Consider the following 24580-nt stretch of genomic DNA (forward strand, 5'->3'; position numbering starts at 1 on the left):
AGAAATGATGCAGAACGAACCGAAGAATGGGCATCAATCCCTATCCTCTCATCCTCACAAATTGGGCTTTGTGGGTCACTTAGCCCAAAAATTCATCGACTCCAAACTGACACCTCTGATCATCTTGGTGTCATTACTGTTAGGGATTGGAGCGATCCTGATTTTGCCACGGGAAGAAGAACCGCAAATTACTGTACCGATGGCTGATGTGTTCGTGCAAATGCCAGGAGCCTCTGCCAAAGATGTGGAACAGCGTGTTACTGCACCGATGGAAAAGTTGATCAAAGAACTTCCCGGTGTGGAATATGTTTACTCCACCTCACGTCCCGGTTCATCCCTGGTGATTGTGCGCTTTCTGGTGGGACAAAACACAGAAGATTCTGTGGTGCAGCTTTACAACAAGCTCTATGCCAACTTTGACAAGATTCCACCGGGTGTCTCACAACCATTGATTAAGTCGAGGTCAATTGATGATGTCCCAATTTTGACTTTGACTTTATGGGGTGAGCAAAGCACTGGAGCCGAATTACGGCAAATTGCAGCTCAGTTAGATGAACAAATCAAGCAAGTGCCGGATGTTTCCGAAACGACGATTATCGGTGGACAAAAGCGACAACTGCGAGTAGACCTCGATCCAACAAGGCTGAATGCGTATGGCTTAACACCCCTAGAGATCTCAAAAGCCTTGCAGGCTCAAAACACTGAACTTGCCAGCGGTGCCTTCAACCAGAATAATCAATCGTTTCTGGTCAGAACCCAGAGCTTTATGCGATCGGCAGAAGATGCGAAAGGATTAGTAGTTGCGGTTGCCAATAATCAACCTGTGTATCTGCGCGATGTGGCAACCGTCACCGATGGTTCAGAAGAACCTGCCAGCTATGTGTTCTTTGGACAGGGAAAGCAAACCGAAACGCATCAGAGCATACCAGAGCAGTCTACTGGAGAAGCCGAAGCCGTCACGATCGCGATCGCCAAACGCTCTGGAGCCAATGCGATTCAAGTCTCGCATCATGTGCTGCATAAACTCGATCAAATTAAACGCAACTATATTCCAAATAATGTCAATCTGACCGTCACACGGGACTATGGTGAGACCGCCGCAGAGCGATCGAATGAACTCCTGTTTCATATGCTAATCGCGGTTGGTTCTGTGACGCTCCTCATGTGGTTTGTGATGGGCAAAAAAGAGGCAATAGTGGTGGCAGTCTCGATTCCCGTTACCTTGTCACTCACCCTTGCTAGTTTTGTTTTTTATGACTTCACGCTGAATCGAGTCACCTTCTTTGCGCTGATTTTCTCGATTGGCATTCTGGTGGATGATGCGATCGTGGTCGTGGAAAATGTGGGTCGCCATCTGCAATTACCCGAAAATAAAACACGCTTGCAACTGTCTACCAATCGTCGGCGCACCCTGCAACAGATTGTCTTAGAAGCGGTGGATGAGGTTGGTAATCCCACCATGCTGGCAACCTTGGCGGTCATTGCAGCGATCCTGCCTATGGCGTTTGTGGGCGGCTTGATGGGTCCTTATATGCTGCCAATTCCGCTCGGTGCCTCTGCTGCCATGATCTTTTCAGCCCTGGTAGCATTCATTGTGGTGCCTTGGACAACGATGCGGGTGTTCAGTGGAGCCAGCCATGCTGCTCATGCTCACGGAGAGGATGCGCTCAGTAAGCTGTATCGTCGGTTTATGGTTCCACTGATCCATTATCCTCGCCGGGGAACGGCTTTTCTGGTGACAACGGTGTTAGCTCTGGTTCTCATTATCGGCGGGCTGGCAGGCTTTAAGCTGATGATTCTCAAGATGCTACCGTTTGACAATAAAAGCGAATTGCAAGTAGTGGTGAATATGCCGGAAGGTACGACACTGGAACAGACCGCCAGAGCGACAAAAGAAATGGGGCAATACCTCGCTACTGTACCGGAAGTGATTCACTATCAAAGTTATGTCGGTACGTCTTCTCCCTACAATTTTAATGGGTTAGTGCGACATTACTTTTTGCGATCGGGCACCAATGTTGCCGATCTTCAGGTGAACTTTTTGCCAAAAGGAGAACGTAAACGTCAGAGCCACGACATTGCCAAAGCCATTCGTCCGAAGCTGAAAGAAATTGGCGATCGCTACAGTGCCCGGATTCAAGTGGCTGAAATTCCCCCTGGACCTCCAGTGCTGCAAACCCTGGTCACTGAAGTGTATGGTCCCAACTATCAAGGACAGATTGACCTCGCCACAAAAATTCGCCAGTTGTATCAGTCAACCGATGGGGTCGTCGATGTGGACTGGTATGTGGAAGCACCGCAGACCGATTATCGCTTGGTCATCGATCGCGAGAAAGCCGCCTTGAACGGCATCAGCCCCACCCAAATTTCAGAGGTCTTGCAAATGGCTTTATCAGGGCAGAATGTCGGGCTTCTGCATGATGAAAATGCGCGTGAGGATGTGGCGATTAATCTGCGCTTTAGTCAATCGAGCCGTACCAGCCTGGATGATCTAAAAGCCCTCAACCTCAAAGGAGCCAATGGTAATTTAGTCCCTTTGAGTGCCTTGGTGAAAACGGAAACGACTACAGCAGATACCAGTATTTATCATAAAAACTTGCAGCCCGTTGTCTATATCCTGGGTGATGTTTCCGGCAGAGTAGAAAGTGCGGTCTATGCCATGCTCAACCTACAACCCCAGATCGATAAGCTCGTTCCGACCACTGGCACCAAGGTTCAGACCTACCTGACAGAACAACCCCCAACCACTGAAACTTATGCGATCAAGTGGGATGGCGAATGGCAAGTCACCTACGAAGTCTTCCGCGATCTCGGTCTTGCTTTTGCGGTGGTGTTGGTACTGATTTATGCTTTGGTAGTGGGCTGGTTCCAATCATTTACCACCCCCCTCGTAATCATGGCGGCCATTCCTTTTTCGCTGATCGGCATTATGCCTGCCCATTGGTTAATGGGTTCCTTCTTCACGGCAACCTCAATGATTGGTTTCATTGCTGGAGCGGGGATTGTGGTACGCAACTCGATTATCCTCGTAGACTTTATTGAGTTACGACTGAAAGAAGGAATGCCCTTAGAAGAAGCCGTGATCGATGCGGGCGCTGTCCGATTCCGTCCCATGCTGCTTACTGCTGCTGCCGTAGTGGTGGGATCAGCCATTATCCTCACTGACCCAATCTTTCAGGGATTAGCCATCTCGCTGATGGCAGGGGAAGTCGCATCGTTGTTACTGTCGCGATCGGCGGTGCCCATTCTCTATTACAAACTCTGGCGCGATCGCAAAGGCAATCCGAACGATACTTACGCTGGCGTAAATCAACCTATTGTCGAAATAACGAGTGATGGGATGACGGGATGATGGGACTTCTCACCCTTTTGTCATCACATCCCCTCTTCCCACTCATCCTTCCACCCTCCTCCCCTCAAAACCTGATGGAACCCATTCACATTTCCTACTTTTCCGATGTTCTTTGCGTCTGGGCCTATATCGCCCAAATTCGCCTGGATGAGTTGAGAACAACCTTTCAAGACAAGATTGCGATCGCGCCACACTTTGTCCCTGTCTTTGGCAATGCCCGTGAAAAGTTAGAAAATAGCTGGCGTGATAAGGGCGGCTTCAAAGGTTATAGCGACCACATTCACGAAGTCGTTAAAAAGTTTGATCACATCACTGTTCATCCCGATATCTGGACTAATGTGATCCCACCCTCGTCCACTTCTTGCCATTTGTTCCTGCATGCAATTCAATTACTGGAAATCAAGGGCATTGTCCCAAAATCAGAGCAAGTTTCTGAAAAAGCAATTTGGGCGTTTCGGGAAGCGTTTTTTACCAAACTGGCGAATGTTTCCGATCGCAAGGTGCAACTTGAACTTGCAGAAGAGCTAGGACTCCCGATCGCCGCCATCCAAGAGCAGATTGATAGCGGTGAGGCGTATGCTTTGCTATCGAAGGATTTTGAGTTGGTCAAAGAGCATACAGTGACGGTCAGCCCCACCCTAATTTTTAATGAAGGACGGCAGAGACTTAACGGCAATGTGGGCTATCGAGTCATCGAAGCCAATATTCGCGAGTTACTACACAATCCACCTGATGAACAATCCTGGTGCTAGGGAGGAAGATTGGGCGATCGCCATCAAGTTAACCATTGATAGGTAAAGTCGATAGCGCTGAACTCGTACCTTTTTCGTTAGGTCTTGTATCGTATTCAATCAATAGCAAGCGAAATTGTGCGATCGGTATGGCTCTATGTAGTGATTGGCATTGCGATCGGGCAGTCATTCATGGTTATGTGCCGACAGATTTCATTATCGAACACCGTTGCACTCTCTCGGATGCAGTTGGAGCGAGAAATCCAGGAAGGTCAGTTTCGTCGGGGACACAGTGCGGTTGTGCAAGTGCTTGCTGTCAAACCGTCGTTAGAACAGTAGGGGAAATGTGAGGGTGAGATAATGAAATAGTGGAATACTAGATAGCTCACCTCCCACTTTCTCGCCTTTCCACTCCCTTTCATCATGCAGTTCGCTGCAACAGGTGTATGAATTCTGGAACAACTTCTACAGCCTCTGTCCAAACTTATTCCAGGCTGACTGCGACCGATCAGCCCTTGCCCTGGGACGCAGATACCGCTAGTGCTGTGACCGCTGATGACAAGGCTGTTGAAGAGTGTCGGCATTGGTTAAGTTTTCATCGGCTTTGGGGACAATTGCCAGCAGAGGCATTGCAAGCGATCGCCCAGTCCTTATATTGCTTTCGCGTTGAACCTCAAACGCTGATTTACCAGGAAGGGCAAGACAATATTGGACTGTACCTGCTGAAGTGGGGCGCAGTCGAGATTTGGCGGCTCGCCTCGATTGGCAAATCTTTGATTCGCTATCGCAGTGCTGGAGAGCTATTCGGCTATGCATCACTGATGGCAACCCCCGAAAACGGCAGGCACCAGACGCAGGCGATCGCCCTCACTGCCAGCGAAATCTGGTTTTTGCCCCAGGCTCAGTTTCATCAGTTAATGCAGCAGTATATCGAGCTTGAACATCTGTTCAATGCCCTGTTAGCGCAAGACTTAAACGCCTTCAGTGCCCGCATTGCTCAAGAACAGCACCGGATTCAAGGCTTACAGTCCTATATTCAAGCGGTTCCAACGGGGGAAATACTGGGCGACAGCAAAGCCAGTCAAAAGCTAGTGGAACAAGTTGATCAAGCCGCCGCCACTCTAAAACCTGTTTTGTTTCAAGCTCAACCTGGAACTGGAAAAACCTTTCTGGCAGGGCTGATTCATGCCCGTTCTGGACTCGCAGACCAACCGTTTGCGGAGCTAGATTGTGCCAGGTTGCCTCGATCGGAGGATGGTAGGCTCAATACTGATTCTTTATTTGGCAGAGTCGGCGGACAAGCGGGCATCCTCGTACTGTTGGAGCGGGGAACGCTATTGCTGAATAATGTCCAGGTGTTGGGCGCGGGAGATTGCGATCGCCTCACCCACTACTGCCAAACGGGTGGCATTTTGCCAAATCATGGGCTGAGTGGTTCTCACACGCTGACCACCGAGCCTCCCCAGCCTGTTCAGTCCTGGGTTCGCTTAATCCTTGCCGCTCCAGACAAACTACAATTGCCAGCGGTAGACGCAATTTCCATCAAGCTGTTTAGCTTGCCCCAGCGCAAGGCAGATATTCCAGCCTTTGCCCGTTACTTCTTAGCCCAGTTCTGTCAGGCACAAAACCGTCCCCTGCTAGACCTGGATCAGTCGGATCTGCGTCGCTTGCTTAGCTATGACTATCCTGGCAACCTTACAGAACTGGCAGAAATTTTGCATCGGGCGGTGATCATGACCCCACTAGGGCAGTCCGTGATTGCAGAACAAGCCCTCTGGTCGGTGCAGTCTGCGAAGAACGCTTTCCGGGTGGATCTGCTCACCCATGTACCCTGGCTACGGGAAGTGTTGCTGAGTCGCTGGTATCCAGAGGGCATCTGGTTTGTAATGATGGCATTTTTTGTGCCCGTCACGATCGCTGGGTTCATGGGTCCCCAAGCACGAGATAGCAGTGTGACGCTCAATCTTTTTTGGGCGTGGTGGTGGCCCGGTTATCTGTTTCTCTTCGTTTTTGTCGGTCGGCTCTGGTGTGCCGTTTGCCCCTTCATGATCACGGTAGAATGGCTTCGCCGTTTTTCCCTCTGGCTGTTTCCGCGCCAGCAACTCACCTGGAATACCCAATGGTTAAATCGCTGGGGAGCCTGGATCTTGTTTGGTGGCTTTTTAGCCATTTATTTGTGGGAGAAGCTGTGGGACTTACCGCACCATGCGGTGCTTTCTGCCTGGTTGCTCTTGACGATTACAGCCGGAGCGGTGATTTTTAGCCTGATTTATGAGCGCAGGCTTTGGTGTCGCTATCTCTGCCCGATCGGCGGGATGAACGGAATGTTTGCCAAGCTGGCAATGGTAGAGTTGCGATCGACTCAACAGGTGTGTGGCAGTCAGTGCAGCACTTTTGGTTGCTATAAAGGCAGTAGCGCCACCCCCGTTACCTTTGCCGATGCCCTGCCTACTGAAGGACAGGCAACGGGCGGCTGTCCGCTCTACTCTCATCCCGCCCAATTGACGGACAACCGGGACTGTGTGCTGTGTATGACCTGCCTCAAAGCCTGCCCCAATCGCTCAGCGCAGTTAAACCTACGGTTTCCCACATCAGACTTGCTGGACAATCACCGAGGCTTTTGGGCGGAAGTCGCGCTCCTCTTGCTGCTGTTTGGTGGGGTGTTTATGCACCATGCCCAGCGGCTTTTAGGCTGGCTGGGCTTCCACGATATTCCCATTGATGCGGATCATTTACTGACCAGTGCAGCGATCGCCCTAGCGCTCCTGACTATTCCGGCAGTGCTGACCTATGGCACTCATGCGATCGCTCGACTGCTTGATCCCGAACAACCCACCTATCTCACCGTCATCTATGCCTATCTGCCCTTTACCCTGGCAGCCAACCTGGCACACTATATCCCAGCAGCGGTCACAGAAGCAGGTCAAATTTTGCCTGTTTTGGCGCGAACCCTTGGCTCTAGCGGCACGGGCTTACCGACGCTCACCTGGAGTGCGGATGTTGCCGCTTTTCTTCAGGGAGTCACGCTGCTCTCCGCTCTGATTTTTAGTGTCTATCCGCTTTTACGCATTACCCAACGCACCTTGCTCAGCAATCTGCCTCATTTGCTGTTAATTGCCGGACTGACGGTGACGAGTTTCTGGCTCATTATTTGAGGGATTCTCAATTTACTTTATGAATATTTATAAGGACATTGCTGAAATCACGGGTCACACACCGCTCATCAAGCTGCAACGGTTGCCTCAGCAGTTTGGCTGTGTTGCCGAAATTGTGCTGAAGCTAGAAGGCATGAATCCGGCTAAGTCTGTAAAAGATCGGATCGCTGTCAGCATGATGCTCGAAGCGGAACGGTCGGGGCTGATTCAACCCGGAATTTCGACGATCGTGGAGGCAACCTCTGGGAATACTGGCATTGGTTTAGCGATGGTGTGTGCCGCCAAGGGCTATCGCCTGATTCTGACGATGCCAGACAATATGAGCCAGGAACGACGGGAAATTGTGCAAGCGTATGGAGCAGAGATCATCTTGACTCCCGCCGCAGACGATATGCAAGGGGCGATCGCCCACGCCAATCAGCTGCTCACCACACTGCCCCACGCCTTTTCACCCCATCAGTTCAGCAATCCTGCCAATCCCAAAATCCATTACGACACCACTGGACCCGAAATTTGGCAGGATACCGATGGCCAACTCGCTGCATTAGTATTAGGCGTGGGGACGGGCGGTACTCTCACTGGCGCTGGACGCTATCTTAAACAGCAAAATCCTAACCTCCAGATTGTTGCCGTCGAACCCGCCAACAGTGCCGTGCTGAGTGGCAAGCCTGCGGGTGAACATAACTTACAAGGCATTGGCGCAGGGTTTATACCGGATGTCTTGCGAGTGGATTTGATTGATGAAATTGTCACCGTTACCGAAGCGCAGGCTTACGAGACGGGGCGACAATTAGCGCAAGTAGAAGGCATCATGAGCGGTATTTCAACGGGTGCAGCGGTTTATGCGGGGTTACACATCGGGCAGCGATTAGCGCAAAGCGCAACTCCGCAGGAACCGCACTACCAGGATCAACGGATTGTGATCATTCAACCCAGTGCAGGAGAACGCTATCTCAGTACAGCCATGTGGCACGAAATCAGTACAGAGAACGCTTTACAACCGCCTTCCACTGCATTAAGTCATGGATGAAATGTCGTCTGATTCTGAACAAATCTGGCAGGTTCACGATCGATTCCTGGAACTGCATTCGCGTTGGATGACCTTGATTGGCGAACACCTACAAGACCATCAGGGGGAAATCCTAGCATACTGGCGGATTGAGAAGGCAGATTCCGTGATTGTTTTGCCGATTCAGGACGGTCAAATTTTGCTTCCGCCTCCAAGCTATCGTCCTGGCGTTGGGCAGGTAACGTTGGATTTTCCGGGTGGTCGAGTGTCAGAGGGACAGACGCTTGCACAGGCAGCGATCGCAACCTTAAAGCGAGAATTAGGGATTGAAGCAGCGAATATCACTCAATTAATTCCCTTAAACACCCAAGGTTGGGCAGTGAACAGTTCCTTTTCCAATCAGAAACTGTATGGTTTTGTGGCGCACATTGACAACACAAAACTACGCTCTGAATTAGTTGCAGTTACTTATTCAGTAACTTTAGCAGAAGTCCAAGATTTACTTCAGAACCTCACTTGTGTACAATGCCGTGCTGTATTTTTGGAATGGTGGTTAAACTTCAAATACAGCAATTTTCAGTAGGGTGGGCTTTACCAGGCGCAAAATCCAACGAGAAGTTGTAAGCATTGCGTTCATGGATGACTTCAATTCCCAAATTGGCGCAGTTTAGTACATCCGCCCATGCGAGAACAGATTGCCTTGATCATCCAAAACTGATTGGTTAACCCCGTATCAGGGGACAAACACAACTCTCCTGTTCCAGCCACTGCGATCCCACTTGATGTAGAGCGACCATCACAGGTTGAATTTGATGCCCTTTAGACGTGAGGGAATATTCGACACGGGGCGGAATCTCCGCATAAACCCGACGCTCAACTAACCCTTGAGCTTCCAACTCACGCAGGCGTTGAGTTAGGGTTTTGGTACTGATGCCAGGGAGTGCCGCTAATAATTCATGGGTGCGTCGATCGCCACCAAACAGCTCTCTCAGAACCAAAACTGACCACTTATTGTCTAATAAATCTACCACAAATTGAATCGGGCATTTAATCTCTGAACACTGGCTGAGATCTAGCATAAACTCCGCTCACAATGGACTTCCCAGGAGTAGATAACTGCGCGATCTCAATCTGGGCTGAACCTCTAAAACGCTTGTAACGTTTTTCTGACCTGTAAAATTAGAATTTCAATATTTCTTTAGAAATGGCGCAACTCCTGGTATTTATTCTAATGCTTTACGCTCGGTAACTATGAGATAGCGTTGGTAACTGACTTGTGAACGATCGTCAATTCAGGGAAGGTGGGTTCAGTCACAAATCACCACACCTTTCTTCTATGGTTAATTCCATTGCGATACCTGAGGCGACAGGTCTTCGAGCCGGTATCAAGGCACCTGTCCAAGAAACCCTATTAACCCCGCGCTTTTACACCACTAATTTTGATGCCATTGCTCAAATGGATCTGTCTGGTCAACAGGCAGAATTAGAAGCAATTTTGGCAGAACTGCGAGCAGACTATAACCGCTATCATTTTGTCCGTAATGAAGAGTTTGAGCAATGCTGGAATCATATTGATGGCGACACACGAAAGGCGTTTATTGACTTTTTAGAGCGCTCCTGCACCTCAGAATTTTCGGGCTTTCTATTATTTAAAGAACTCTCCCGCAAACTGAAGGGGCGCAATCCGGTATTGTCTGAAGCTTTTAGCCTCCTGGCACGGGATGAAGCGCGTCATGCTGGCTTCTTGAATAAGGCGATGGCGGATTTTGGGTTGTCTCTGGATCTAGGCTACTTAACGAAAAATCGTCCCTACACCTTCTTCCCGCCGGAGTGGGTCATCTACACCGTTTATCTGTCTGAAAAGATTGGCTACTGGCGCTATATTCTCGTCTATCGCCATCTGCAACAGCATCCAGAGCATCAAATTTATCCCCTGTTTCGCTACTTCGAGAATTGGTGTCAAGACGAAAATCGGCATGGAGATTTCTTCAAGGTATTGTTGCGATCGCAGCCCAAACTCTGGAATAACTGGAAGGCAAGATTCTGGTCTCGCTTTTTCTTGCTGACCGTGTTTGCTACCCACACCCTGACAGTATTGGAGCGTTCCTCGTTTTATGAATCGATTGGTATTGATTCACATGAATACAATCAACAGGTGATTGATAACACCAATGAAACAGCCAAACGGGCATTTCCCAGTATTTTAGATACCTACCATCCAGAATTCTTCCCCCGGTTGGAGAAATGTGCGATCGCCAGTCAAACGTTGGCGGCAATCTCTAGTAACCAGCGCCCTACCGTGATCCAATTTTGTCAGAAATTACCCTGGATCGCTGTAATTGTCTGGCAGTTGCTGCGCCTTTACTTACTACCCTCGATTAACGCTGAAACTTCCAGAACCGCAGTCAATTAGGATATCTTACCATGAGCAATCTATCAACATGCCTTCGCGAAGGCACCCAACATTCCCATACCGCTGCTGAAAATACGGCATTTATGAAGTGCTTTTTGAAAGGAATTGTAGAACGGGAACCCTTCCGCAAGCTACTGGCAAATCTGTATTTGGTCTACGGCGCGTTGGAAGCAGAGCTAGAATGCCATCGCAATCATCCCGCGATCGCTCCCATCCTCTTTCCTCAACTCAATCGCACCGCCAATTTAGAGCAAGATCTGGCATTTTATTACGGCGACAACTGGCGTGAGCAAATTGCTCCTTTACCTGCGGGTCAGGTTTATGTCGATCGCATTCACGAAGTCGCCAACACCGATCCGATCCTTCTGATCGCCCATGCCTATACCCGTTATATGGGTGATCTCTCTGGTGGGCAGGCATTGAAAAATATTGTGCGTTCGGCGTTGAAATTGCCGCCCGATCAGGGAACCGCTTTGCATGAATTTGAGCAACTGCCCACGGTAGAGGCAAAGCGTGCGTTTAAAGAGATCTATCGGGATGCATTGAACGCCTTGCCACTGGATGAGGCAGAAATTCAGCGCATTGTGGACGAGGCAAATTATGCGTTTCATCTTAACCGGGATGTCATGCATGACTTAGAAGGCGATGTGAAGGCATTGATTGGTGATCATGTGTTTGAGTTGCTCACCCGTCAGGATATTCCTGGTGCAACCGAGCGATCGCCGCATGGTTCTTCCAAAGAATCTGTTGTCGTGGAGTACAGCATTTAGGGAGAGGGCGTTTTCTCATCGTCATCGTACCCTTCTATGTCTTTGTCATCCGCCTATCCGTCATCCTCCACCCGTCCATCAGGAGAACACTCACTCATGCAACATTTGCTGCCCACAGTTGAGTTTGATGCTCAACTGCTGCAAAAATATGATCAGCCTGTGCCACGCTACACCAGCTATCCGCCTGCAACTGAATTAACGACAGAGTTTGAAGACGTTGATTTTAGAGCCGCGATCGCAATCAGTAACTATAAAAAAACACCCCTGTCACTGTATTGCCATATTCCGTTTTGTGACAGTGCTTGTTACTTCTGCGGTTGCAATACGGTAATTACACAACGCAAAGAAATTGCTGAACCCTATTTGGGCTACTTGGTACAGCATATTCAGCAGATGGCTCAACTAATTGATAAAGAACGCATCGTTCACCAACTGCATTTAGGTGGAGGCACACCAAACTATCTTTCCCTGAGCCAGATCGAAACGCTGTGGGCAGCAATTCATCAACAGTTTCGCTTTGATCCAAACGCTGAAATTTCGATTGAAGTTAATCCTAAATCCTTAGATCAGCACTATCTTTTCTCGTTGAAAAATCTAGGCTTTAACCGCATTAGCTTTGGCATACAGGACTTTGATTTGAAAGTGCAGGAAGCGGTCAATCGGGTGCAGCCAGAATCCATGCTGTTTGATGTGATGCAGTGGAGCCGGGATGCAGGATTTGAACGTGTGAATGTGGATCTGATTTATGGACTCCCGTTTCAAACCCTGGAAACATTCCGCGACACCATTCGTAAAACAATTCAACTCGATCCCGATCGCATTGCCGTGTTCAACTTTGCCTATGTGCCGTGGCTCAAACCCGTGCAGAAGCGCATTCCTCAAGATGCATTGCCTTCAGCCGCTGAAAAGCTTAAGATTCTGCAAATGGCGATCGCAGAATTGACCCAACACGGGTATCAATACATTGGCATGGATCACTTTGCCAAGCCCGATGATGAATTGTCTGTGGCTCAACGGGAAGGGCAACTGCATCGCAACTTTCAGGGCTATACCACCAAGCCAGAATCGGATTTGATTGGGTTTGGGGTGACATCTATTAGCATGTTGAACGATGTCTATATACAGAATCACAAACGTCTGAAAGACTTCTATCGGGCGATCGATGCAGAAGAACTGCCGATCAAGCGAGGCGTTACTTTGAGCCAGGATGACCTCATTCGACGCACGGTGATTATGGAATTGATGTGTCAATTTCAACTTTCACCCGATGATGTGGAAGCAAAATATCACCTCGGCTTTGATCTAGATTTTGAAACGTATTTTGCTCAAGAAAAATTTCAACTACGCCGACTGGAAGCCGATGGCTTAATCAGACTTTCTCCCAATCATATTGAAGTTACCCCTGCCGGACGGCTACTAATCCGAAATATTGCGTCGGCGTTCGATGCTTATCTTCGGAAAAACATTACCTCTAGTTTCTCAAGATCTGTTTGAGCAGGAGAGTACATGAGTGGGAGCATCCTATCACCCCATCACTTCGTCTTCAGAAAGATTATTCACTGTCATAAAGAAGGCAACCCATGCGTATCTTAATGATTCAGCCTAACTATCATTCTGGTGGTGCCGAAATCGCTGGGAACTGGCCTCCCAGTTGGGTTCCCTATGTTGGTGGCGCTTTGAAGACCGCAGGTTTCAACGAGGTTCGCTTCGTTGATGCCATGACTAACTATATTGCCGATGCGGATCTGGCGGAAATCATTCGCGACTATCAACCCCATGTCGTACTGGCAACGGCAATTACGCCCATGATTTACCAGTCTCAGCGCACATTGAAGCTGGTAAAAGAAGTCTGTCCAGATGCAAAAACTATCATGGGTGGGGTGCATCCAACCTATATGTACCGGGAGGTATTAAATGAAGCTGCTTGGATTGATTACATCATTCGGGGTGAGGGAGAAGAAATTACGGTTAATTTATTACGCGCGATCGCAGCGGGCACGGATGAACGAGATCGCCGCGAAATCCTGGGACTTGCCTTTCTTGAAAACGGTAAAGTTGTGGCTACCCCTGCTCACCCCCCGATCAAAGACCTGAACACGCTCACTCCAGATTGGACGTTGCTGAATTGGCCTACGTACCTGTATACGCCGCTAAATGTGCGGGTTGCCGTCCCCAACTATTCACGGGGTTGCCCGTTTCGCTGTCGCTTTTGTTCACAATGGAAGTTTTGGCGTAAGTATCGCTCCCGTTCACCCAAACATTTCGTGGATGAAATTGAACGGCTAGTAAAAGATCACCAAATTGGATTTTTCATCCTAGCGGATGAGGAACCAACGATTAACAAATCGCGCTTCGTGGCACTATGCAATGAGTTGGTCGATCGCAACTTAGGGGTGCATTGGGGCATCAATACACGAGTTACCGATATTCTGCGCGACGAGAAGGAATTACCCCTGTATCGTCAAGCTGGCCTGGTGCATGTTTCTTTAGGAACGGAAGCAGCGGCGCAACTAAACCTCAACCTATTCCGCAAAGAAACAACGATCGCCGATAACAAACGAGCCGTGCAGCTCCTGCGTGATCATGGCATCTTGGCAGAAGTTCAATTCATCATGGGGTTGCCCAGTGAAACCCCCGAAACCATCGAGGAAACCTACCGGATGGCACGAGACTGGAAGGCAGACATGACCAATTGGAACATGTACACGCCTTGGCCGTTCTCAGAGCTATTCCAGGATTTGCAGGACAAAGTTGAAATCCGCGATTATTCCCATTACAACTTCGTCACGCCGATTATCAAGCCCGATCATATGACGCGGGAGGGCGTACTCAAAGGGGTGCTGCGTAACTATGCACGGTTTTACTCCTGGAAGTTTCTAGAGTACTGGTTTGAACCCGATCCCTTTAAGCGCCGCTATCTCTTAGGCTGCCTCTGGGCGTTTGTCAAAACCACCCTCAACAAGCGCTTCTATAACCTGAGCCGCGTTAAGCAGAAAGGATTGCATACCGAAATTGAGTTTGGCTTTGATGAATCCAAGATTCTTTCTGCCGAGCAAATGGCTCAGTTCAAACAACCATCGGCTGATATCGATTCACTGGGCACAATTTCAGCCTGCGGTGGGCCGAATGAATCGTCAGAAACCAGTAATTACCCGAAAGTGCAGAAACCCGATGACATCATTCAGGTGGCTGTCATTGAGGCAGATGAGCAAACTCGCGTTAACTTGCGGGTAGACTTGCGTGCCCAAGAGGGAATTGAAGTGGCCAGCGAAGCCACCAATGCTGAAACAGGTATTGTGCTGCTGGAATCTATTGATGTTGACGTTGCCGTGGTGGATAGTACCTTGCCAGATATGGATCTGGTCAAGTTCATTCGCATGGCACGCAAAGCTCAAGCAAATTCCTATGTCATTCCATCCAAAATTCTGGTGCTCGTTCCCCCTGGAAACCTCTCTGTAGTATCAGACGCGATCGCGGCAGGAGCGGATGCCATCTCCTTGAAAGGTGCGCCCATTGAACAACTGGCGAATGCCGTGAGGATTACCCATCGCAATGGGATGTATCAAGATCCGGCGATCGCCAGTCTCCTTGAGCCAGCAGTAACAGCCTGGTCGTTAGAGAACTGATGGGATGATGGGAAACCGTCCCAACACCCATCATCCCATCACCCCATTTCCCATTTAGCCTTTCTGTGGTTGAGGATTTATTCATGACTGTCAAGAACGTGTTAACAGACCCGAAACGCGAACCCGCTCTCGATTGGGTCGCTGTCATTTTCTTCGGCAGTGTTCACTTACTGGCGCTATTAGCACCCTGGTTTTTCTCCTGGTCTGCATTGGGAATTACTTTATTTCTGCACTGGCTGTTTGGCAGCATTGGGATCTGTCTGGGCTATCATCGGCTCTTGAGCCATCGCAGCTTCCAGGTGCCCAAATGGTTAGAGTATGTCATTGCCCTGATTGGAGCCACCGCGTTACAAGGCGGCCCCATTTTCTGGGTTTCAGGTCATCGGTTGCACCATGCCTATACCGAAGATGTCGATAAAGATCCCTACTCTGCCCGTCGCGGCTTCTGGTGGAGCCACATGCTATGGATTTTCTATCCCCATGCAGAATTCTTTGAGTATGAGCAGTACCAGCGGTTTGCCCCTGATCTGGCACGCGATCCCTTTTATCGCTGGTTGAATCGCAATTTTTTACTGCTGCAATTCCCGCTGGGGCTGCTGCTGTATGCAATAGGAGGTTGGTCGTTTGTCATCTGGGGTGTGGTTGTTCGAGCCGTTTTGCTCTGGCACAGCACCTGGTTTATTAACTCGATTACTCACATGTGGGGCTACCGTACCTTTTGCACAGAGGATAACTCCCGCAATCTTTGGTGGGCGGCGATTCTCACCTATGGCGAAGGTTGGCACAACAACCATCACGCTTATCCTAATGTTGCCAAAGCAGGCTGGCACTGGTGGGAGTACGATCCGACCTGGTGGGCAATTTGGCTGTTAAAGAGCTTGGGTATTGCCCGAAAAGTGGTGATGCCGCCGACTGGAAAGGACACACCTTAAAGCATAACTATGGGAGGTCAACCTAACCGATGCCTACTGTCACCACAACACCTTTCACGTCTGTTTACGGTCCAGTGCAATCCTGGCGCTTTGGGCGATCGCTTGGGATTGATCCAATTGGTGCAACACCTACTTGCTCATTTAACTGTGTGTATTGCCAGTTAGGCGAAATTCAGCACCAGAGTTGCAGCCGTCAGGTTTTCATCCCAACCCAGACGATTCAACACGATCTGCAAACCTTTCGTGTTTGCGATGTGAACACGATTACCCTCAGCGGTAGCGGCGAGCCGACTCTAGCGCAGAATTTAGGCGAAATTCTGGGTATGGCAAAGCAGATCACCCGGAAGCAGGTCGGTGTGTTAACTAACGGTAGCTTACTGAGTGATCGCGCGGTGCGTGAGGAACTTGCCCTTGCCGATTGGGTGTCCGTCAAAGTGGATGCCATTTCTGATGGCTCATTCCGTCGCATCAATCACCCCATAACCACTCTCAACCTGCAAACCCTCTGGGCAGGGCTATTGCAATTTCGCCAAATTTATTCAGGTCACCTGGCAATTCAGACCATGCTGCTTACAGACTGGAGCGGTCAGGATCAGACAGAGTACATCCGGCGAATGCAAGCACTAATGCCAGATGAAATTCAACTCAACACACCCACTCGCCCCCGCCCCTTAACGCATCAGCTAGAAGCCCGTGGTAATTATATCCCTGCCGATCGCCCTTATCCGACCCAGCCATTGCAGCGAGTCAAGGCTGAAGTGCTAGAGGCGTTTGGCGATCGCATTACAAGTGCAATTGGCCTTCCCGTGCGTTATCCATTACTCAAACAGGACGAACACCATGAGCCATCCGACGAACCCTTATCTTAAACTTTTAGAAATTCCTCCTGGTTATCTCAACATCATGGGCTATGTCGATGAGTCAGAAGTAAATGGACCTGGTTGTCGAGCCGTGATTTGGGTGCAAGGTTGCCTGCGGGAGTGTTCAGGGTGCTTTAATCCTGCGTCATGGTCATTTGAAATCAATCAACTGACCGCCGTGGATACCCTTGTCCATCAGATTCTCAGCAACCCTCGCAACCAGGGTGTCACCTTTTCGGGCGGCGAACCTTTCTGGCAAGCACCTGCTCTGGCAGATTTAGCGCGTCGGGTTAAAGCCGCAGGATTAAACGTCATGTCCTTTACAGGCTTCACGTTAGAACAACTGCGATCGGAACAAGCTCCGGCAGGTGTTCAAGACTTGCTGGAGCAACTTGATGTTTTAATTGACGGTGCCTATGTGCAGTCTTTGGCAATTCACTCCCCTGATTCTCTTGTCTCCTCTAGCAACCAGCGGGTGCATCTTTTCAATCCAGCTTTTCAGGATCAGCTAACTTGGGCAAGTGATCAGATGGAAATTCACATTCTTAAGGATGGCAGTCGGATTATCACAGGATACCGGGGTCAACTAAATCTGGTGGAGCCGGAGTGATGAATCTTTCATGGTTCACAGTGAATTTATTTAAGCAAATTCAACCTTAAAAAAACTATGCCACCGCTACCTTCGCTTCAAATTGGTCAACATCTTGCCCGCTATCCCATCATCCAGGGAGGTATGGGCATTCGGATTTCTGGAGCACAGCTTGCCGCTGCCGTTGCCAATGCAGGTGGGATTGGCATCATATCCGCTGTTGCTCTAGGACTAAACTCACCCTACTTTGATATCAACCAGCCGAATAGTTGCAAACGCAGGGAGCAATTTTTTGAGTCCAATCGGCTGGCGTTGATTGATGAAATTAGAAAAGCTCGAACGTTAAGCCCGAATGGGATTCTGGGCATCAATGCGATGGTCGTTGCCCAAGATTATGAAACGCTGGCGCGGACAGCGGCTGAAGAAGGGATCAATCTGATTATTTCTGGCGCAGGCTTGCCGCTGCAATTGCCGGAATATGCCGCAGCACATCCAGAAGTGGCACTGGTGCCGATCGTGTCTAGCACTCGTGCAGCGCGCATTATGTGCCGCAAGTGGGAACGTCAGTATGGACGGCTACCCGATGCGTTCGTCGTGGAAAACCCTAACTCGGCAGGAGGGCATCTGGGGGCTAAATTAGAGGAACTGGGCGATCGCGCTTTGGAAGCAGAGCAGGTCATCCCAGAATTAGTGACCTATCTACAACAAGAAGTCGGTCAGGCTATTCCAGTGATTGCGGCTGGTGGAGTGTGGGATCGCGCCGACATTGAGCGGATGCTGGCATTAGGAGCGAGTGGTGTACAGATTGGCACTCGTTTCATCACCACCGATGAATGTGATGCCGATATTCGTTACAAAGAATTTCATCTCCATGCTAAGCCAGACGATGTAGTGATTATTTCCAGTCCTGTAGGAATGCCAGGACGAGCGTTACGAAATGCGTTCGTGGAGAAGGCGATCGCAGGTTCCCCTGATTTGGAAAAACGGTGTTTGTTCAATTGTCTCTATGCATGCAAATGCCGGGATGAACAGCAATATTACTGCATTGTTCAAGCCTTGGATAAAGCGGCACAGGGGGATATTGAAAACGGGCTGATTTTTTCGGGTAGTAATGCTGGACGTGCCAAACACATGATACCCGTTGCTGAGCTGATGGCAGAGTTAGTTGCCTGAATTGTCAGCTCTCATCCTGCTGGAGTTGCAACCCAATAACAGCGGGTGAAATGATCAATGGTTCGGACAATTTTTGGCAGGAAAGCTATCTATCGGATAGGGTGCCCATACAAACAAAGCGCACCGGATAGATAGCTATGAAAGCCATTGTACAGAGCCTACTGACGAAAGTTGGCGTTTTCGCAAACCGCAAGTGACCTTTTTCGTGACGCTGTTTTCGACGATTTTGATTGTCTGTGGCAAGGTGAACTTCACGAACTTGAGCCGCTACAGTGAGTTGAATGAGAAAACGTATCGACGGCAGTTCACTGGACGAGTCTGGCACGTCTCATTGAAACGGGAGATTCGAGTCGTCTACCTGATTGACCGTCGCCTTCCCAATCGAGTTCGCACCTGCTTGCTGTTCAGTACCGATGTCGAACAAGACCCCAAGCAGATTGTCCAGTTCTATAAATTGCGCTTCGGGATTGAATTTCTCTTCCGCGATGCCAAGCAGTTTACGGGACTGAGTGATTGCCAAGCCCGTGACCTCTTGAAGTTAGACTTTCATTTCAATGCCAGTTTTACCGCTCTCAATCTGGCGAAGTTCGACGCGCATCACCAGCACCAGGGTCAAGACCCATTTGTGTTCTCGATGGCAAGTGCCAAACGTCGTGCCTTCAACCAACCCCTGCTCGAACGATTTATGGCCAACTTAGACTTGGAGCCGAGTGTGATTAAATCTCATCCCAACTTCTCAACCCTTTGCGATTACGGCACTATCGCCGCCTAAACCTGTCCGGTCAGGCAGCAAAGTCAGGGCTGAACAAAGCGATTCTGGATGCCGCATGGGGAGAACTCAAACAGAAGACATCTGCTGTGGCTGCAAAGTCAGGCAATCTCGTCTGGAGTGTCAACCCGCGCTGTTCGTCCCAGGAATGCTCGGTCTGCCACTTTGTTAGCCCCACCAATCGGGCGGGTGAAAAGTTCCTCTGTGAGAGTTGCGGCGCAATCGAGGATGCTGATACGAACGCTTCATCCAACCTCAGATTCAGAGGCATGGTGGAGCTTGGGATTAGTTTAGATGCTGTACTGAGAGTCCCTCAGAAACAGGGTAAAATCACGCCCTTGGAGTTATCACTGGCGTTAGCGGGTGAGCCGGGGAACCCTCAGTCCTTGATTGAGTGGAGGGGAGCATGAGCAATCAACTCCCGGAATCCGCGTCCATACCCAAAGGGTTGGGCGTAGAGGATGTCAATAGAATGACCGTTTGTTGGTCTAACCAGTGTTTCAGAGTTTGAGCATCAATCGTCTGTAGGGTGTTGGTTTGCAAAGATGAGGAGCGGTTAAAGCCGAAAAAATTCATGTTAGGGTTTCCTTGGGGTTCAGCAGAAATGATGGCAAGGGAACAAATCATCTCGCGCTCAAACTTAATTCTTTTTAGGCTATACTACTATATAGTAATATAATTAGTCGATTAAAATAGTAAGCTAGTTGAAGTCTATTCCTCTACGTATGACACTACCGCCTTCTGCCTTGGCTCCAGTTGCCGATTACTTTAAAGTGCTGTCCGAACTCAGCCGCTTGCAAGTGCTGTGTTCGCTGAAGTCAGGCTCGAAGAATGTCACCGAGATTATGGAAGAAACCGGATTAGGGCAGGCGAATGTCTCAAAGCACTTGAAGATTCTCGCGCAGGCAGGGATTGTCTCCCGCACGCCTCAAGGAGTCAGTGTCTACTATGAGATTGCCGAACCGTTCATCTTTGACCTTTGTGAATTGGTGGGCGATCGTCTCTCAGTTCGACTGTCAGAAAAGTCTCAGCAACTCAAGCCATTGGAAGGCTTGCGACAAGCTGAACCTGTGGGGACAAGCAGCAAAAACTCTAAGGCAAGAGCAAAAAAGTAAAGGGATTTACTTGAGAATATTCTGACGCGCCATCTTCATTGGGAAGGTGTTTTTTGTTCACAGGCCTTCCAGGTGCGCTAGGATTTTACAGAAAGCTGCGCCTTGGACTGCTCGACTGCGGTTCTGATCCTGAAGAACCCGATCACCTCGTTTACTTCGAGACTCTACGGATGGATGACCCATGACCCAATCGATTCCTGCCAAGCCGAAAGCCGCACCCAATGAAGGGACTCGCTATCAACGCCTGATGGAGTTGATTGAAGCAGAGGACGCTGCCAATGGAGAAGTGGGTTGTGGACGAGATTTGGGAAACAGAATTTCAGGCTATTTGAGCACCCATGAAATTGCGATTGAAGACGAAAAACTGAAGCGTTTCTTGCAAGAGCATTTAGGACACTGCCTTGAGTCCGAGTGCGCGACTAGAAGTGTGGTTGCTGCTGGGTCAAGGCATGGAAAATGAAACAATTATCCAAGTGCCGTCTGATTATCAGCCACCGTCAGAAGCGAGTGAGTTTTCTGATCTGATCACTCAACTCGACTTTGAGCAGCGGGTAGAGTTTATGCGTCAAGCCGGACTGGGGATGGGATCTAAATCGACCAAGGCAACCAGTATGTAGGCTTTGAGACAGCTTTACACTTCAAATCGAACTAACAGGTAGACGGATGAACTCAACAATTTATCCGTCTATCTGTTTTCTAATCTAAATAGCTAATCGGTGAGCGAAGTCTCGATCGCGTCACCGACCTGCAAGCTTTTACCAGCTTCAGACGGAGCAATGCGAGTGTTGACCGCTAAACGATAGAAATGGTTAAAGCGCGAAGCGGGTGCCCAAGTTGGAAATTCTGCTTTGCGCTTGACTGTAAAAGTTTTTTGAAACTGAGCCGTAGTCGCTCCAGATATCGCATCACGAGTCGGCACCACACAGCGCTGACAAGGGTTGACACCTTGAATCTGCACCTCTCCTAGCTGAAACTCGATCGGCAGATCGTCAGAATATAGACTGTCTTCCCAAAAAGCAGGCACGTCTGTAATCTCTAAATTAGTGCGAAGGCGGGTTCGCATCTCCTCAACTGAAACGTTGGGAAACCAGGAGGCAACCTGCTCGATCGAGGCAGTGCTGATCATCGTAGGCCCAGGTGAAGTCGGATCGTCGGGAAACCCAGTGACTGTATTTTGCTGAAGCTCAACCGCAAAGCCAAAAAAATCGCTCAACCAGGCAGCGATCGCCGATCGCGCATGATCTAAATGAAAGCTCACCGGATTTTTGCCTTGGACTGAAAGCGTCACCACTCTAGCGTTGAGATGAAACTGCGATCGCACCTGATGAATGGCTGCTGTGCGCTTACCATTCACCCATTTTCCCTGCTGATCCACGATTACAAATTCACGATCGTGCGCCAGTGACCCGCCTGGCAAAATCTTTGTCTGAGTGACCGAAACGCCATCTAACGATTTAATGGGATAGATAAAAATGTGGCTCAAGCGAGGCATAGGGCGATCGACCATAAAGCAGGAATCTGGTAGGGGCATGGCACTGCCGTGCCCCTTAGCGTTGCAAGTAACCGATATGATTTAATCCACGATCCTAAGCAGTTCTAGGCTTTTTGAGTTGTCGAGAAAGCACCTGAGATTTTAGACCCACTACGATCGCTTCGATGAGCCGGGTCATGCCAGTCGTGTTGACATAGGTAGGAGTTTTGCCGCACTGCTTGGTAGCTTTAATAATGCCTTCGGTGTGTCGGTGCGAGGCATATCCTGTCAGCACGACCACGAGATCTGCATCCAAAATTTGCTGCTCTGCCTGTGCCCAAATCTGAGGTCCGGTTTGCGTCGTTGCCCAGATTAGCTCAACACCAGAGCCACGAAACCGATTGCGAATGGCGGTTTCGAGGCGATCGTGCCCGCCCACAATCACAACTTTGCCGTCAAGGTCAGAATAGCTTTCAGGGCGACTAGAAGATTGAGTGCGTCGGGGCGTAAAGGAAGTCGTTCGCCCCTCAAAGTTGAGTCGGTTTCGCTGCGCCTGCTCTGCAATAAAGGTGAGGGTTTGCTCGTAAGTGCCGCGCAGTCGGGCTGTCGGAAGCGCATTTTCACTAGCTTTGCGGTCATAGGCATTGATCTGCGCCATCAGCGCATCGACGACTTCCCCTAATGCGCCAATGGCTTTGAGATCTTCCGTGAAGCCTTTAATTGCGATCGCAGTATCTGTAGCGTTGTAGAAATCATTTTGGTCGTGAATCAGATCGAGTAAGTCGGCTTTTAATTGGGTGCGCCATCTTGTGATTGCTTGAGTTTCTTGCTGTGCGATCAACTGCTCTTCTTGGCGCAGAAGCTCTGCGTCTACCAGCTTTTCGGCATTGAGTTCTACGTCTTGAAGCTGCTGACGAAGGCTGTCTGCCTGCTGCTCTAGCTTTTTGCGGTTTAGGCTGTCCCCGATCTGATTGGCTTCGTATTCAGCAATTGAGGATTCTATTTGAGCGAGTAGGGGGGTTAAGCGAAGGGTCAGAGCGTCTGCGGCTTCCTGAATTTTACTGTCTCGCTCTTTTTGAATTTGGTGTTCTTTGAGTTCTACTTGGGCGCTCTCTAAAAGCGATTGCGTTAATTGCTCAATCTCGTCAAGGTCTGAGAAATTCATAAATCAACACTCATCCAAAAGGGTGACTTTATTTTACTAGATCGGCTCGTGCTAACCACTTCAAAATACCAGCCCTTTCTGACAGGTCGATGAAGTTGGGTGAGGCAAAACTTGACGAACTAAGGATCACTCATCCCTTCGCCCGTTTCTTCCCTCGCTTTTTGATTCGTTTATAACCCGACACGAGCCAATCACTGGCGCTGTGGCTGAGTGCGCCTAATTCAAGCCCGATCGTTCCTGCAATCCATTCATTGCCGTGCTGCTGTAGTGATTGTTTGACCATTCCAATACTATTCATAAATCCATGTTGAGCAGGGGTCTGCCAGTGATCGATCGTGCCAAGAAGTTGTTGAGCGATCGCCCCACCCAAAATGATGATGCTGCTAAAGATCGCGATCCAAATCGCTAAATAAAGAATTCGCCCGATCGTGCCCACAATCAACCCGTGAGACAGAAACGATCGATGGCGCATACTCTTACGGTAGGGTAGCCAGATCCATCGCAGTAGCCCCCAGCGTTTATATTGCTGAGAATAAATGTCGAGATCGGGCCCAAACATCAGCCCACCCATTAAAAACGCGCCCGAAACGATTAGCGTGAGGTTGCCACTTTGAGTCAGCACAAACACCCCACCCGTGACGAAGGGCAAACTCCAGAGGGTGATGCTGTCGTGGGTGCGACCAGAAGGCATGAGGATTAAAATGCAAAGAATCTCAATCAGATTTTACAGAGAACTGGCGCAGTCTGATATAGTAAGTAGAGCGATCGGGCGATTAGCTCAATGGTAGAGCGCCTGCCTTACAAGCAGGATGTTACTGGTTCGAGTCCAGTATTGCCCATAGATGTAGTTCGTGTCAGGTAACACGCTATTTGTCGTCGAAGCTAAGAAAACTGACCGTTAACAGATTCTTGTCGTTATGCGCCGTTGTAAGGCAGGCGCTCCTTTCAATCCACCTTAACTAGGATTTTAACGTACTAATTCCGTACCAGTGAAAATGTTTGGTACGGAATGTTTGTTAATTGCAAATTCTTCTTCAAAGGCTAAGATGCAGTCGCACTCAATTAGGAAAACGACTGCATTGCTACACATTGAACCTGTTGCTTTATAAGCTTGGAGAAAGCTGTGAATCTAGTGGTCTGTCAGTCTTATTTTGAGGGGTAAATAGAATCCGTAGTTCTGGGCAGGAGACAGCTCTTGAGGAAATCTATCTCTCATTTCAGCCTTGACGGACTACTAGTAATTTTGAATTTATCTGCTGAAGAGTGAATCGCATCGGGGTTTGAGAGGATGTCATAAAGATGTTCTAAAGAGGTACAAGCTCTCTTTCAACCCGCCTCTCGCTGGAAAGGCGATCGCGACCCTAAGCGTTGAAACTCAGTCACAAAAAGCTTTTCAGCAGTACTTTTGGCAAACCTCTCTTTCAACCTGATTTCTGGCTTTTCATCAGCC

At 49.3% G+C, this 24580-nt stretch carries 23 protein-coding genes and 1 tRNA gene; 20 read left to right on the forward strand and 4 right to left on the reverse strand.

The annotated features are described in order from the left end of the window. The first annotated feature begins 4 nt into the window (after positions 1-4). The 6 genes from C7B65_RS19160 to C7B65_RS19185 all read left to right on the forward strand — a co-directional run bounded on the left by C7B65_RS19160 (position 5) and on the right by C7B65_RS19185 (position 8830). Entirely contained in the window at positions 5-3352 is a 3348-nt protein-coding gene (locus C7B65_RS19160; protein ID WP_223257452.1) for an efflux RND transporter permease subunit, read from the forward strand. A gap of 74 nt (positions 3353-3426) precedes the next feature. Next, on the forward strand, positions 3427-4104 hold the full coding sequence (locus tag C7B65_RS19165; protein WP_073074325.1) for a DsbA family oxidoreductase: 678 nt from the start codon (positions 3427-3429) through the stop codon (positions 4102-4104). Positions 4105-4188: 84 nt separating this feature from the next. After that, a complete protein-coding gene (locus C7B65_RS27975; RefSeq protein ID WP_073074326.1) occupies positions 4189-4422 on the forward strand; it encodes a hypothetical protein in 234 nt (77 codons plus the stop codon). A 107-nt stretch (positions 4423-4529) separates the two neighbouring features. After that, a complete protein-coding gene (locus C7B65_RS19175) occupies positions 4530-7238 on the forward strand; it encodes a cyclic nucleotide-binding domain-containing protein (protein WP_083583125.1) in 2709 nt (902 codons plus the stop codon). Positions 7239-7257: 19 nt separating this feature from the next. Continuing rightward, positions 7258-8268 carry a cysteine synthase A gene (cysK, locus tag C7B65_RS19180; RefSeq protein ID WP_073074327.1) on the forward strand — a complete coding sequence of 337 codons (1011 nt, stop codon included), beginning with the start codon at positions 7258-7260 and terminating at the stop codon, positions 8266-8268. A gap of 1 nt (position 8269) precedes the next feature. Next, positions 8270-8830 carry an NUDIX domain-containing protein gene (locus C7B65_RS19185; RefSeq protein ID WP_073074355.1) on the forward strand — a complete coding sequence of 187 codons (561 nt, stop codon included), beginning with the start codon at positions 8270-8272 and terminating at the stop codon, positions 8828-8830. A 139-nt stretch (positions 8831-8969) separates the two neighbouring features. Here C7B65_RS19185 and C7B65_RS19190 read toward each other — a convergent pair whose 3' ends face one another. Further along, positions 8970-9326, reverse strand: a complete 357-nt coding sequence (locus tag C7B65_RS19190) for a winged helix-turn-helix transcriptional regulator (protein WP_073074328.1) — start codon at positions 9324-9326, stop codon at positions 8970-8972. Between the two features lie 257 nt (positions 9327-9583). Here C7B65_RS19190 and acsF point away from each other — a divergent pair, with 257 nt between their 5' ends. The 13 genes from acsF (at position 9584) to C7B65_RS19255 (ending at position 21111) form a co-directional block, all read left to right on the forward strand. Further along, positions 9584-10660: a magnesium-protoporphyrin IX monomethyl ester (oxidative) cyclase gene (gene acsF / locus C7B65_RS19195; protein ID WP_073074329.1), complete on the forward strand. Its 1077-nt coding sequence runs from the start codon at positions 9584-9586 to the stop codon at positions 10658-10660. 11 nt (positions 10661-10671) lie between these two features. Then, positions 10672-11430 carry a biliverdin-producing heme oxygenase gene (locus C7B65_RS19200; RefSeq protein ID WP_073074330.1) on the forward strand — a complete coding sequence of 253 codons (759 nt, stop codon included), beginning with the start codon at positions 10672-10674 and terminating at the stop codon, positions 11428-11430. 96 nt (positions 11431-11526) lie between these two features. After that, positions 11527-12924, forward strand: a complete 1398-nt coding sequence (gene hemN / locus C7B65_RS19205; protein WP_073074331.1) for an oxygen-independent coproporphyrinogen III oxidase — start codon at positions 11527-11529, stop codon at positions 12922-12924. An 86-nt stretch (positions 12925-13010) separates the two neighbouring features. Continuing rightward, on the forward strand, positions 13011-15056 hold the full coding sequence (gene bchE, locus C7B65_RS19210) for a magnesium-protoporphyrin IX monomethyl ester anaerobic oxidative cyclase (protein ID WP_073074332.1): 2046 nt from the start codon (positions 13011-13013) through the stop codon (positions 15054-15056). A gap of 83 nt (positions 15057-15139) precedes the next feature. Further along, entirely contained in the window at positions 15140-15988 is an 849-nt protein-coding gene (locus tag C7B65_RS19215; protein WP_073074333.1) for an acyl-CoA desaturase, read from the forward strand. A 29-nt stretch (positions 15989-16017) separates the two neighbouring features. Further along, complete coding sequence (locus tag C7B65_RS19220; RefSeq protein ID WP_073074334.1) at positions 16018-16857, forward strand: radical SAM protein; 840 nt, start codon at positions 16018-16020, stop codon at positions 16855-16857. Further along, positions 16829-17458 (forward strand): 4Fe-4S single cluster domain-containing protein, encoded by a 630-nt coding sequence (locus C7B65_RS19225; protein WP_073074335.1) that lies wholly within the window; start codon positions 16829-16831, stop codon positions 17456-17458. The genes C7B65_RS19220 and C7B65_RS19225 overlap by 29 nt, the downstream gene beginning before the upstream one ends. Positions 17459-17515: 57 nt before the next feature. Next, positions 17516-18610, forward strand: a complete 1095-nt coding sequence (locus tag C7B65_RS19230; protein WP_073074336.1) for an NAD(P)H-dependent flavin oxidoreductase — start codon at positions 17516-17518, stop codon at positions 18608-18610. 193 nt (positions 18611-18803) lie between these two features. Further along, positions 18804-19382 (forward strand): transposase, encoded by a 579-nt coding sequence (locus tag C7B65_RS19235; protein ID WP_073074337.1) that lies wholly within the window; start codon positions 18804-18806, stop codon positions 19380-19382. Beyond that, a complete protein-coding gene (locus C7B65_RS19240) occupies positions 19355-19789 on the forward strand; it encodes a zinc ribbon domain-containing protein (RefSeq protein ID WP_073074338.1) in 435 nt (144 codons plus the stop codon). Before C7B65_RS19235 ends, C7B65_RS19240 begins: the two co-directional genes overlap by 28 nt. Before the next feature lie 315 nt (positions 19790-20104). Next, positions 20105-20494, forward strand: coding sequence for an ArsR/SmtB family transcription factor (locus tag C7B65_RS19245; RefSeq protein ID WP_073074339.1), 390 nt, complete (start codon positions 20105-20107; stop codon positions 20492-20494). A gap of 181 nt (positions 20495-20675) precedes the next feature. Further along, positions 20676-20954, forward strand: coding sequence for a hypothetical protein (locus C7B65_RS19250; protein ID WP_073074340.1), 279 nt, complete (start codon positions 20676-20678; stop codon positions 20952-20954). Beyond that, entirely contained in the window at positions 20944-21111 is a 168-nt protein-coding gene (locus C7B65_RS19255) for an orange carotenoid protein N-terminal domain-containing protein (RefSeq protein WP_244913242.1), read from the forward strand. The genes C7B65_RS19250 and C7B65_RS19255 overlap by 11 nt, the downstream gene beginning before the upstream one ends. A 92-nt stretch (positions 21112-21203) precedes the next feature. Here the strand turns inward: C7B65_RS19255 and C7B65_RS19260 are convergent, their stop codons facing one another. The 3 genes from C7B65_RS19260 to C7B65_RS19270 form a co-directional block, all read right to left on the reverse strand. After that, on the reverse strand, positions 21204-22025 hold the full coding sequence (locus C7B65_RS19260) for an MOSC domain-containing protein (protein WP_244913243.1): 822 nt from the start codon (positions 22023-22025) through the stop codon (positions 21204-21206). Between the two features lie 55 nt (positions 22026-22080). Further along, positions 22081-23130 carry a DUF2325 domain-containing protein gene (locus C7B65_RS19265; RefSeq protein ID WP_073074341.1) on the reverse strand — a complete coding sequence of 350 codons (1050 nt, stop codon included), beginning with the start codon at positions 23128-23130 and terminating at the stop codon, positions 22081-22083. Positions 23131-23260: 130 nt separating this feature from the next. Beyond that, a complete protein-coding gene (locus tag C7B65_RS19270; protein WP_073074342.1) occupies positions 23261-23821 on the reverse strand; it encodes a metal-binding protein in 561 nt (186 codons plus the stop codon). 76 nt (positions 23822-23897) lie between these two features. On the opposite strand from C7B65_RS19270, the gene C7B65_RS19275 reads away from it, so the two are divergent. Further along, positions 23898-23969 (forward strand) — tRNA-Val (locus C7B65_RS19275). Positions 23970-24580 lie beyond the last annotated feature (611 nt).

This window comes from Phormidesmis priestleyi ULC007 (assembly GCF_003003695.1).
Lineage (GTDB): Bacteria > Cyanobacteriota > Cyanobacteriia > Leptolyngbyales > Leptolyngbyaceae > Phormidesmis_A > Phormidesmis_A priestleyi_A.